Source organism: Daejeonella sp. AP26, assembly GCF_056680515.1.
The window spans coordinates 4,323,695-4,336,949 of sequence record NZ_CM155286.1 but is presented as its reverse complement, the minus strand read 5'-3'; the positions used below and the strand labels follow the sequence as shown (position 1 = coordinate 4,336,949).

Annotated in this window: 7 protein-coding genes; 1 reads left to right on the top strand and 6 read right to left on the bottom strand. The window is 42.8% G+C overall.

The features are described from left to right. Nucleotides 1-32 precede the first annotated feature (32 nt). On the top strand, nt 33-2,012 hold the full coding sequence (locus AC1MCB_RS18455; RefSeq protein WP_479966192.1) for an alpha-ketoacid dehydrogenase subunit alpha/beta: 1,980 nt from the start codon (nt 33-35) through the stop codon (nt 2,010-2,012). Between the two features lie 8 nt (nt 2,013-2,020). Here the strand turns inward: AC1MCB_RS18455 and AC1MCB_RS18450 are convergent, their stop codons facing one another. The 6 genes from AC1MCB_RS18450 to sov all read right to left on the bottom strand — a co-directional run bounded on the left by AC1MCB_RS18450 (nt 2,021) and on the right by sov (nt 13,243). Next, complete coding sequence (locus AC1MCB_RS18450) at nt 2,021-2,644, bottom strand: SprT-like domain-containing protein (RefSeq protein WP_479968761.1); 624 nt, start codon at nt 2,642-2,644, stop codon at nt 2,021-2,023. Between the two features lie 123 nt (nt 2,645-2,767). Further along, the gene (gene feoB / locus AC1MCB_RS18445) at nt 2,768-4,870 is read right to left on the bottom strand and encodes a ferrous iron transport protein B (RefSeq protein ID WP_479966191.1); all 2,103 of its coding nucleotides are present in this window, start codon (nt 4,868-4,870) and stop codon (nt 2,768-2,770) included. A gap of 16 nt (nt 4,871-4,886) precedes the next feature. Then, nucleotides 4,887-5,102: a FeoA family protein gene (locus AC1MCB_RS18440; protein WP_479966190.1), complete on the bottom strand. Its 216-nt coding sequence runs from the start codon at nt 5,100-5,102 to the stop codon at nt 4,887-4,889. 203 nt (nt 5,103-5,305) lie between these two features. Beyond that, a complete protein-coding gene (locus AC1MCB_RS18435) occupies nt 5,306-5,701 on the bottom strand; it encodes a VanZ family protein (RefSeq protein WP_479966189.1) in 396 nt (131 codons plus the stop codon). Then, nucleotides 5,701-6,081 carry a glycine cleavage system protein GcvH gene (gene gcvH / locus AC1MCB_RS18430; protein WP_479966188.1) on the bottom strand — a complete coding sequence of 127 codons (381 nt, stop codon included), beginning with the start codon at nt 6,079-6,081 and terminating at the stop codon, nt 5,701-5,703. Before gcvH ends, AC1MCB_RS18435 begins: the two co-directional genes overlap by 1 nt. A gap of 112 nt (nt 6,082-6,193) precedes the next feature. Continuing rightward, on the bottom strand, nt 6,194-13,243 hold the full coding sequence (sov, locus tag AC1MCB_RS18425) for a T9SS outer membrane translocon Sov/SprA (RefSeq protein ID WP_479966187.1): 7,050 nt from the start codon (nt 13,241-13,243) through the stop codon (nt 6,194-6,196). Nucleotides 13,244-13,255: the final 12 nt, after the last annotated feature.

The window sequence follows — 13,255 nt, the reverse complement described above, 5'->3', positions numbered from 1 at the left end:
ACTGATCCTTCGATTTTCTGTACTCTGCCCATATGAATTTTGACCCTAAGCATCTCAGCTCAGAAACCCTTCTGACCTTTTACAGGCAAGTGCTGAAGCCGAGAATGATCGAAGAGAAAATGCTTATTCTTCTCCGCCAGGGGCGTATCGGCAAATGGTTCTCCGGGATTGGTCAGGAAGCAATTGCGGTGGGGTGCACTTTAGCCATGCAACCTGAAGAGTATATTCTTCCTATGCATAGAAACCTGGGCGTATTTACATGTCGCGGTATTCCGCTTGCAAGGCTAATGGCGCAGTGGCAGGGGAAAATGTCAGGGTTTACCCAGGGTCGTGACCGTTCATTTCATTTCGGAACTCAGGATTATAAGATCGTCGGAATGATTTCGCATCTGGGGCCGCAACTGGCCCTTGCTGACGGAATTGCATTGGCTGACGTTTTAAATGGTGACAAGAAAGCTACCCTTGTATTTACCGGAGAAGGAGCTACGAGCGAAGGTGATTTCCACGAAGCACTAAATGTGGCAGCCGTCTGGGATTTGCCGGTGATTTTTATCATTGAGAATAATGGATATGGTCTTTCCACTCCTACCAACGAGCAGTATCGTTGCGAACGGCTGGTTGACAGGGCAACGGGATATGGCATGGAAGGCCATCGAATAGACGGGAATAATATCCTGGAGGTTTACCACACCATCAATGATATAGCTGAAGATATCCGGATAAGACCCCGGCCAGTGCTTGTTGAGTGTATGACATTTAGAATGCGGGGGCACGAAGAAGCATCCGGTACAAAGTACGTTCCTGCCGAATTGTTTAAGCAATGGGCAGAAAAAGATCCTGTAGACAATTTTGAACGATATCTTTTAGAGGAGCACATTCTTACTAAAGAGATAATTGATAAGATACGAAGCGAAATTAAGCTTGAGATTGAAAAGGATATTGAAATAGTTTTTAGTGAGCGGGATATCCTGGCTAACCCGGAGAAGGAAGTTGCTGATATGTACTACCCTTTCAAGTCGGAAACTAAGTTACCCGCATCATCTTCAAAAACAGATATACGCTACCTGGATGCTATTAGTGATGGCTTAAGACAGGGCATGCAAAAACATTCGAACCTCGTTATTATGGGGCAGGACATTGCGGAGTACGGTGGTGCATTTAAGATCACCCAGGGCTTCGTGGAAGAGTTTGGAAAAGGAAGAGTGCGCAATACACCCATATGTGAATCGGCTATTGTAGGAGCCGCGCTTGGCCTGTCAATCAACGGCTACAAGGCAGTAATGGAGATGCAGTTTGCTGATTTTGTAACCTGCGGATTCAATCAAATTATTAACAACCTTGCCAAGACGCATTATCGCTGGTCTGAAAAGGCTGACGTAGTTATACGGATGCCAACCGGAGCAGGAACGGGTGCGGGTCCATTCCATTCTCAAAGTAATGAAGCCTGGTTCACTAAAACTCCGGGGCTTAAGGTGGTTTATCCAGCCTTTCCTTCTGATGCAAAAGGCTTGCTTTTAGCTGCTATTAACGATCCAAACCCGGTAATCTTTTTTGAGCACAAGTATTTATATAGGAACATCACCGAACCCGTTTTTGATGAGTCTTATACCATCGAAATAGGGAAAGCAAATCTGGTTAGAGAAGGTAAACAGCTTAGCATTATCACTTACGGGCTTGGGGTTCATTGGGCGATTGAATACCTGGACCAGCATCCTGAACTTTCAGCCGATCTTATCGACCTCAGGAGCCTTCAGCCATGGGACAAACGGGCAGTTGAATCTACAGTTAAGAAAACCGGCAGGGTGTTAATATTGCATGAAGATACTCTTACAAGTGGTTTTGGCGGCGAAATAAGTGCTCATATCGCTGAGCATTGCTTCAAATACCTGGATGCACCGGTAATACGCTGTGCAAGTATGGACACCGCTATTCCTATGAATAAAGCATTAGAAGATACCTTTTTGGCAAAATCGCGTCTACACAATGATATCAATAGACTGATCGAGTATTAATTGGAGGGCTAAACCGCCTCAGGCAAAGGTGTTACCTCTGCTAGTGGACTAAACAGATATACGGCGCCGCTTTTTACTTCTACACAGCGATAACGTTTCCTAATCCGAACCTCTTTTCTAAATATCCTTCCATTCTTCATTGAGAACAAGCTGCTCTCGGGTAATTTCTCTACGCTGACACTGAGATCACCCGCAGGTTTTGAATCATAGGATCTTAAAACCCTGAATAAATTAAGGTCGGTACAGCTGGACGCTGACGGATTCTGAAGATAAGTTACTATAGCTCGTTGCACATCGTCAGGGAAGGAATGAGCATCGAAGAATGGTCGCATCATTCTCCTGAAGTTGGCTTTCCATTCTGTTCCGTGGGGCTTCGCTTTTCGCTTATGCTCGTTCCAGGTTAGGAGATGAGCGAACTCATGAACCGTAGTGACCAGAAAAGCGTAAGGATTTAGATCATAGTTTACCGAAATCCGGTGTCCGCTATCTTTGAAAGGTGCCCTATAATCGCCGTACTTCGTATCCCGGTTCCGGGATATCTTGAACTCACATTGAAAGTAATCTATCCAGCGCCCCACTAGTGGTGCAGTTCCTTCGGGAAGATATTTTTCGAGAATTTTAATTTTATCCATTTTCTCAGAGGGCAGAAATGAGGATGCTTTTAAGTTTGGCAAAGATAAACTATTAAGAATGCTCTTGGGCCGTTGTGACCTTAAATCCTGACTCCTTAATTGACAGTTCCTTGTTCTCTTTTTCTATTTCAATGCCTGATAAACGATGAAGCTGGCAACATAAGCCATTCCGGTCATGTAAGCAAACTGGATGGCTGGCCATTTCCAATGTTTAGTCTCCCTGTAAACTACTGCTATAGTACTAATGCACTGCATAGCAAAAGCATAAAATATCATCAGAGAAAAAGCGACAGCGAAAGTAAAGACAGGCTGGCCCGTCTCAGGGTCACGTGCCGACTGCATTTTTTCAGTCACAGACTTCATGTTGCTGTCATCGCCATCTACACTGTATATTGTTGCCATGGTTCCGACAAAAACTTCACGGGCAGCAAAAGAAGTAATCAAAGCAATCCCGATTTTCCAGTCGAAACCTAAAGGTCTGATAGCCGGTTCAATCGATTTACCCAATATCCCGGCAAAGGAATTCTCCAGTTTGGCTGAAGCTTTTACCCTTCTTAATTCGTCAGGTTTATATTTTTGTAAAACTTCAGACGACGAAAATTTTTTATCAATGACATCAAACCGGCCCGGGGGACCATAAGAAGCAAGTACCCACAGCACGATTGAAACTGCCACGATGACTTTTCCAGCTTCGGTAATAAAGGTTTTTACCTTTTCGTACATAGTGTATAGTACGTTATTCCAGCGAGGCATGCGGTAAACCGGCAGCTCCATAATAAAGTATCCACGCTCCCTTGACTTGATGATATATTTCATCGCCAAGGCCACCACAATTGCGCTTACAATACTGAGCATGTACATAGACATTAACGCCATGCCCTGCATGTTAATGAAACCCCAGATCTTACGGTCAGGGACAACCAGCGAGATAAGCAGCGTATATACCGGAAGCCTGGCAGAACAGGCTATGAGTGGCGTAACCATAATGGTGATCATGCGATCTTTCCAGCTCTCAATGTTACGTGTACTCATGATAGAAGGCACCGCACAGGCAAATCCTCCAATCATCGGAATGACGGATTTGCCGCTGAGTCCAACCTTACGCATAATTTTATCCATCATGAACGTAACGCGAGACATGTATCCGGTATCTTCAAGAATTGCGATAAAGGCAAATAAAATGGCGATTTGTGGAATAAATACTAAAACACCACTCAAGCCAGCCAGGATTCCATCAATAAGCAGATCGGTAAAGACCCCGGCAGGAAGATAGTTATGCCCTGCTTCTGCTAGCCAGACAAACAATTGCTCAATTAGGGCCATCGGGTATTCCGACCATGCGAAAATTGACTGGAAAATAAGAAAAAGAATCAGGAAGAAAATTGCGAAGCCAAAGACTCTATGAGTTAATACCCTGTCGATCTTATTGCTAAATGTTTCCTGCCTGGCATCAGCCTTTTTCGTGATGGCATCAAATAACACCTCATTGATAAAATTATATCGGGCTATTGTTTCGGCGGCCTGAGCTTTCTGTGAATGAAATGAAAACTCTTGCTCAATCTCTTCTATTCTATCACTTTGGTCTGAAGTTAGAAAGTGAAGCTGTTCATGCTGGTGCGCGAATTGTAGAGCCACATAAGGAAGATCAACAAGCATTTCAGACTGGATCTTTCTAACTAACTCCGGTGCCAGGGCTTCAACTTCAATTGAATCAACTTGCAACGGAATTTTATTTGCATAGCTTATTGCCTCTTTCAGCTTATCAATACCGTGCTTATTGCGGGCGGATATTGGAACTACCTGCACACCCAGTTTTTCTGATAGGATGTCAACCGAAATCTCTAACCCTGAGCGTTTGGCCAGGTCCATCATATTTAACGCAATAATCACCGGAATTTTCAGATCGGCTATTTGCGTATATAGTAATAAGTTCCTTTTTAAATTAGAAGCATCAGCCACAAAAATGATCAGGTCTGGATGCACCTGGCTTTTTTTATCAGCCAACGCCTCCATTACAATCAATTCATCTTTACTTTTGGGATAAAGACTGTATGTACCAGGAAGGTCAATTATTTGGGAGGTACGGCCATCGGGAAGTATACAGAAGCCGGTTTTTTTATCGACAGTAACACCGGGGAAATTTCCGATCTTTTGATTTAACCCGGTTAAGACATTAAAAAGAGTAGATTTTCCGGCATTGGGATTACCAATGAGAGCAATTTTCAAATCGCCGTTCACCAATCTATTGCAATATTATTGTCGAAGCTTCCAGCTTGCGAAGGCTTAACTGATAACCGGAAACAGTAATAGCCATGGGATCGCCAAAAGGAGCAAAACGTTCAACAACAATCGATTCGCCAGGTAAACAACCCATCTCCATTAACTTAACTGACATTTCTAAATCTGTAAATTCTTTAATAACGCCGGTTTGCCCTGGCTCAAGTTGCGATAGCTTCATATCCTGTATTGTTGAGCCAAAAATATGTCTTATTTATAATAAATCCAAATAAGAACAGCGGATAAGTTGTCAAATAAAAATGACTTTATTTTTTGAGAGAAAAAGAAGTATTCGTTGTCTTATTGAAATGTGGACAATCACAACCCTTTTTAAAGATCCCGCAAGAGGCCAGGCTTACACAAATTAATGTGAGCAAGAATATCTTAAACGAGTTTTTCATTGAATCGGAACCTATGTAAAAATATGTAACTGAATATACCCATCCCTACTCCAATCATATCGCAAATAAAATCCCACCATTCAGCCGACCGGTATGTAAATACTGTCAATTGAAGCAACTCAATACCACCGCCTAATATTACGGTGATCAAAAGAATTTTAAGTACGGTCATCATACGATAGCTGTAGCTTAGTTGTTGCCTTATTTTACCATAAAATAGCAGAACAGTTAGCACGAAGAAAAAACCTGTATGGACGAGTTTATCAAAACCATCAAAAAGGGGAAGCTTTCCCGGTGTACTAACGGGGATATCACACAAAATTAACACCAATACCGCCCATATAATGGCCAGATATTGATGTTTAAGAGTATTAATCATTAAGCGCCTACTTGAGCTTGATATTCATCGGCAGATAATAACCCGTCAAGATCACCTTTCTCAGAAATCTCAATCTTCACCATCCAGCCTTCGCCATACGGATCACTATTTACAAGCTCAGGGTTAGTATCCAGTTTCTTATTAAACTCAGCTATACGACCGCTAAGTGGCATAAAAAGATCAGATACGGTTTTAACGGCTTCTACAGTTCCAAATACGTCTTCCTTTTTGACATCTTCGCCAACGGTATTAATATCAACATATACAATATCACCCAGTTCACGCTGGGCAAACTCGGTGATACCAACAATTGCCAGTTCACCCTCGACACGAATCCATTCGTGATCCTTTGTATACTTTAATTCTGATGGGAAATTCATTTCGCTAGTTTTTTAGTTGCTCAAAAATAGAATAAGTGAACCGTATTGCAAATTAAGAAGAAAACTTGAACTGATTAATTCAAAAACCTATCTCATACCTGACACCTATGCTCTATTGCAACGTAAACCTCAAACTTACCCCGAAGTTGCTGAACGAGGTGTTGAATGTTTGCGAAGTATATGGCTTGGTTATATTTCCATCATAGAACATACTGATATTAAAGCGCTGATTTAACACATAATCTATTGACGGGTTAATAGTTATATTTTGAGATCCGGACGAAACTTCAGCATCCTCTACATCAGCGCGGTAAATTACAGTTTTCCGGTCGCGCAAAGAGAAATCTAGCTTGAAGTTCATATCGTTGTCCATTTTTAACCCGCTGAACAAACCAAATGGAAATCTGAACTTGGTTGTACGAAAGCCGAAACCAACCACAATAGCTTCTTCTTTAAGTTGTGCAAGCTGGCTGTTTGCCAAACTGAAGCTAAGGGCCCTCGATTTGCGATATTCAAAATTAGTGGTCATATTATTTTTCAGCCTCATATCTAAGCCTAGAAGTGGTATGAACTGCTCGAACAAAGTAACCTGTGAGAATTGATAACGAGGTAAGAAATCTCCATTCGCATCCCTGACACTTACGCCACCGTTAGCTTCCTGATATCGCACAAGTGAGTTAAAGCCGTTAACATTATAGGTTGATCTGTATGCATGATTAAGGTCAAAGGATGCAAATAGCTGGTTGAAAAAATCGAATTTGGTGAGACCGTTGTAGGTTAAATTCCAGTTTGGAATTGGTATTTTCGGAAATCCTCCCAACCTGACATCACTGGCGTCTTTTCCGGTATAGGCTGCCAAGAATGCGGCAATTACCACATCCTGCGAATTCTTGCCATAACCTTCTGCAAAGCCGCCGGTTCCGCCTGCTGAATTCGGATTAATTGCTCCCAGCCGTGCTGAGATAATCGCTCTGTTAGCTTCAAATTGTCTGAAGAGTTTTGATGAATTGTTTAGCTTATCTTCCTTACTGAAAGCAGTTCGTAATGTGAAGTAAGATACGCTGTAATCACCGGTTGTAACCGGACTTAAATTCTCGAAGCCATTTCGCGAAGGTAAAAACTTGAAATTTGTTGAATAATTAAAGCTACGTCCCCGTAAAGCGGTCAACTCGATGCGCAGATCTTTGAATGGTTCGAGGATACCCCGCAGATTGATATCTTCCTTGTAGTTGGTGATATAAAGCTGACTCTGCAGCGAATCACGAGTTATCCAACCATTTGCTAATGCCCGTCCACGAATGTCCCGCTGACTGCCAAAAAGAAAATCATAGCCTGGTGCCCCTGCATCGAAATCCTGCCCGAAAGCATCCGTCTCAGGCAGGTATCCGGGCAAAAAAGTACCTTCAGTTTTAGTGTAGGCACCCGTAATATTTTTCAAACTGGTAACAATATTTAAGAAAAAACTCCCAAAACCCTTGGTATTCGGATCGCTTGCATTTCTTAAAAAACCGAATTTGTTATAAAGGGCTGCCATACTCAGCGTAGGATTTAACTGGATGACACGCGAGTTTTGAATAGCATTTCCAAAGTCAATCTGAGGATCACGCAAAGTTAATAAAGGTTCGCTTTTCCAGTTAAATCCCGAACCATAACGTGCGGCTAAGCTTACCCAATCTAAGCCTGGTATTTTGTTGATAGGAACATTGTAAGTAAGATTGATTGTATGACCGTAATCAGTGGTCCTGCCAAGTCTTTTTAGGTTATTCCATATGGTATCACGGGCGCTGGCATCGATGCGGCCAGCGGGCTCGTCAATGATAGAATAGTTAGTTGCGTTAAAGTCCAGTTGCATTGACTTTGTCAGATTCCAGCTAATGCCGTATAGACGAGTCATTAAGAAATTCTTGTTAAAATTGCTTGTAACCGGTAAAAAGTTATTCGGATCGTTGTTCCGCAAAGTATTCTCTGAATAAAGGCGGTCAACATCAATGCGGAAGTTTAACACGGAAGGCAGTAAACTGAAATTGAAATCCCGTATTAAACCGAGGCTTTTGGATTTAATCAGCTTTTCGAAAGGCGTTATTGATTTGGGTTGATTCGAATAATTATAAGCCAGTCCCGCACGGTACGACTTCTGTAAAGTTTTCTCGTTTATAAAATCCCGGTGATTGTATTCGTTGAAGGCATATGTTGCACTCCAATTTTCAATATCCCATAATCGTACTCTATCCTCCGTATCAGTCCGAATTTTTCGAACATTAGTGAAGTTAATACTTCTGCGGGCAGTATAATCTTCAGTATTAAATCGAATCGAATCGCGCACATTCTTTGGTGAATTTCTTAATGCTGTTTTCAGCTCCAGATCCGGAGTTCGGGGATCATACTGCGGCGTACCTATCTGTGAGGAAAAGTTTACAAACATTGGAATTTTAATACCTGAACGTTCAGAAAAAAACTTTCCAAGTTCTACACTTGAGGAAACGTCAAATAGTATATCATCGGCCCTATTACGTTCGCTAACACGCTTATCAATAGAACCAAAACCAACTGTACTTTTACTTCCGGAAAGTGTTATATCTGCAAAGTCTGCAAGCTTGGCATTTAGACGTGCGGTAGCCGCCCAACCTCCCCGCTCATCAAAGTCCGTAAGCCTCAATTCATTAAACCAAATTTGAGCGGTCTTATCCAGCCCGTCATCGAGTGATGGATTGGCCAGGTTGCGTAACGGGTTCCGGACCCCGAGCATATAAACCCTAACCTTACTAAGGTCAGGCTGCCCGACAACAGTTATGGTGTTTAACCCTTCCCGGTAAATGAACGGAATATTAATTGGCCATGGCTGCCCGTTCAGCAATGCATTATTCCGGGCTGTCTTCGCTATCTGAAATAATTGGATCTCAATATCCAGCCGATTCTGTTCCGGCCAGATTGCGCTAGGGTCACGCGACCCAGAATTGGTAACCTTCAGTGGAAGATCGTACTCATAATAGTTATCCTGGTTATCAGTACCTATTCTTATAAACGCGCTTACGTCATTGTCACGAAGCAGATCACCCTCGGCATGGATAAACATTTCCATTCTTCGATACGACCTGAAGTCATTGAAGGTAGTCCTGAAGGCAGCTCTCCCATAGCCGTCGCGTAAATTTCTGACATTGACCGCCAGCGATTGCTCATTCTGACGTGTTTCACCCCTGAAATTACTAAAATCACGTTCTCTTTCAATTCCTGGAGGAACAACGTAAGGTATGGGTGTGCGTTTACCGTTTTCTTCAATGTTAATCGTTGTGACATCCATCTGGGAGTTATCAAGTCCGGGATTAATCAAAGCGGGATCAGCTATTACCTTGGCGGGACTATTCTCAGCATTGAACCGACGCCACTCGCCTCGTACCAATTGGAGCTTCGCGAATCGCATAATAGTTGTATCTGCAAAATCCGTCATAAACATCCGAATAAAGCGAATCGATTTAAAATCCTGGATACTGCCTACTTTTTGCTGAAATTCCGCTAGGGGAATTTTAAACTGTATCCACCGTACATTTTCCTGCTTGCCGTTTGCGAGCTTTACAGTTACCGGAACAATATCTGAAACGAAATTATTTCCAACTGTCATCAGGTCCTGAGGGCGAATTGATACCCGGTATTGAAAATATTCATCAGCCTGGGTGGAGTTATTATCCCGGTTTATATCTTCACCATCAGGCAACGGTGTGGCAGCCGAATTTTCAATTCCAGTTTGGTCTAAAGACTGCTGGGTAGTTTTTGAGTTCCCCTCCGTACCATTATATCGCTCATATCGTTTCAAAATCCCTGCATTCAAATCATCCAGGTTGCCGCCCCTGTAATATTGATAGTCATCCGATGCGGGATCCGACTCCAGAGCTTGGGCAGCTTGCGCATTAACCTGAGTCCTTACCTGGTTCAGGAAAGCAGAAAACTGTTGTCTTTCATCGCTGCTGCTCAATCCATCTAATCCAATATCCTGAAACTGCCTTGCATCCACATTATTGTCAAAAGCCTGGATAACAGGCTGCAATCTAGGCACCCGACCCCAGATAGTTTGGTCAGTCTTTGACAGATCTCCATCAACAGGTAAGCCGTTTTCTAAAGACTTGCGACCGTCCTTCAGGATATCCTCAGAGATATTTCCAAGGTTAAAATATAAATCTCCACCCTGGCTATTCGGATTATAAATAAAAGGGTCAAGGACCCACATTTCAACAAATTCAATATTGAGTGCTTCAAAGTCATTCGTTTCAAGCTTCCGGAAAATACCGCCCCAACGGCTTCGGGGATTTACAAGACTGCCATCCGGATTAAGGCCAGTGGCCGTAAAGTTGTAAGGGCCGCGCAAACCGGGATAGTAACTGAGGTCAAACGTCGGCAAAGTTAATGGTTGGCCCGTAACCGACTGTTTGAATGGAAATACTTCCCGTTCAAATATTTCCCGAACATAGTGGTTTGAGAGTTCGGATTTATCGCTTTTAATATTATCGGGGGTAGTTGAACTTTGCGTTCTAAAGAAGATCGGATCAATGTTATAAAATGCAAGACGTGCACGGTTAAAATTGTACGCCAAATCATTAACTAACTGGGATTCCGGGAAGAGCTGGGGCGTTCCTGAGATCTGCCATGGAGTGGCACTCTTAATATCAATTACCGAACGGCTGGCTTCAAAGTCATCAAGATAACTGGCCCCATTACGACTTCCGGCAAAGTTTAGTGCCCGGGGGTGCCCGGGTATAAGATTTGCATATTCACCGCTAAAAGTGATTGAAGAAGTTTCCTTTGTACTTATAAACGGGAGCTTGTCGACCATTCGAGTCAGCCAGCGTGAATTGGAGCTGTAGTTCATATCAAGCCCCCAAATCGTATTCGAGATAGCCTCCTCACCGATATTCATCTTCTGCGTCAATGGCTTCTCGGTAAGATTCATCAGTGTACCACCAAGGTTTAATTTATTGCTGACCCGATAGTCAAACCTTGACCCCATCAGGGACCGTTGCTGGATCCCGAAAAGCTCGTTGTTTTCCAATTTAATTCGAATTGGTTGGCCCGAATTTAAAAGCGCCTGGTTCAAGATCCGGACCCGACCAATATTATAATCCACAGTAAAATCTGCCCCTTCCTGCAATGGCAGAGTACCGGCAATAACCTGGACAGAGCCTTGAGGAATATTGATCGCGTTGAGCTGAAATTCAGATCCCGCTTCCGACTGGTATGTTCCGCGTATATAATAGCGATTCAGTTTTTGAAAAAGTTGCTGCGCATCAACTTTCGTTGAATCATAAAGTGGTTGGAAAACATATTTCTCGATAAGATTTTGCTCAGTTATCGGGTTAAACTTAGCGGATAGGTCAGATCCAAAGGGTTCGACGAGAGGAAATGTAATCCGCCCATTCAAAGGATCAATGGTTACTCCTTCAATAAAATCAAAAAAGCCGTCAGGCTTTCTGTCGCTTTGCTGGTTTAGGTTGTCAAGGTTGGTGAGCTGGAGCCATAATTGGCCCGTGGTATTCTGTCCTTCAGTAATTTGCGGCTTCTCGACACCAGAATTTTCATCCAACCTGAAAATATTTAACCGGAAATCGTTGCGACTTACCTGGTAAGCACCTAGTGAATAGATGTTTTTCATCATCAGATCCCACGTAGGCAAATTGGTTTTCAAAGTTTCGTTCTTGAGGAGTTTGGTGAATAGAACTCTGGGTGTACTATTATCTACAGGAACATCCGTTGAAAGCTCTCCAACCTGGTACTCGACACCATTTACAGTATAGCGATAGGCGACCGCTAAAACCTCGTCAGCATTTAATGATGAATTCAAAGAAATATAACCAAGTTGATTATGAAGGGTAAATTCCCTCTCGGTAAGCTTACGCGCGTAGGTAAGCTTGGAAAAGTTATCTGTCCCGCCGGTTGCCTGGAAATAAGCACTTACATCATTGGTGTTAGTCAGCCTAACTCCGGGTGGAAGATTCTGTAAAAGATTATTTGACTGCTGTGCAAATCCGGGACCGTTAAATCCGGCAGGCAGTATTGAAAAGCCATTGCCTCCCTGAACCTGCGCCGTATTATATGGTTGATTTTCAGCGAGATCCAAAAGACCTAAAACATCGCGTGAATCTGCAGTACTGCTGGAGCGATTGGTTACCCAAACCTCTATTTTGGTAATGTTTACATTGGATGTGATTATAGGAATGTTGGAAAGGGAACGGTTATAATTATTCCTGAAATACTGCGCTAGAAAATAATGTTTGTTTGCTTCGTAATTATCGGCCGAAATACGAAATTCATTTTGCTGCGACCCATTGGTGATAGTAATCTCTTTAGATTGGGACTTTTGCTGTGAAAAAACACTCGTCACATTCAGGCGGCCAAACTGAAGTTGAGTCTTTAAACCAAATAATGCCTGGCTACCCGTAATTAATGTCGAACTAAGTGGAAGACTAACATTCCCAGCCTCAATTTTCTGAATAATCTCGTCCTCCTTACCGGTGTAATCTAATTTAACCTGGTTCTCAAAGTCGAACTGAGCTTCTGTGTTGTAATTAGTAGTAATCCGTAATTTCTCACCTATCTGACCAACTACGTTCATTTGTATACGCTGGTTGAAATCAAAATTACCCTGATTACGCTGACGTTCGTTGAAGAGCGGGTTTTCATTACGGTTCAACCGACCCGCAAATGTCAGTTCAGCTGATCCCTGCGGACGAATATCAATTGTGGACCCACCAAATATTTTTTCGAAAGTTTTACTGTTTACCTTAACCGGAGGAATAAAACCAGGCGCCCGCGCCTCCGCGAGTGGTAGGTCTGATAACTCACGCCAGTAGTTTCTTTTAATGATCTGGTTTTCCAGCCGCTGGTATTCTTCAATGCTTAGATACTGCGGAGGACGATAAAGGCGCTCGCCTATGCGTTCGCGAATAATGTATTGTTTGCTTAAAGGGTCAAATTCAACACTGCGGCGAACGTTGGAAGGATTTGGCATATAAATCCCAGGCGTCCGCTGAAAAGGAATCAACCGATAATCCCTAAAGGGGTAAGCGAGCCTGGTCGAATCAGGTTGAGAGGAAGTATTCTGAGCTTTAATCGTTCCCACCGATAAAGCCAAGAAAAAACATACTTTCAGTAATATAAAAGCAAAAGCGTTTTTCAATCTGCAGATTTT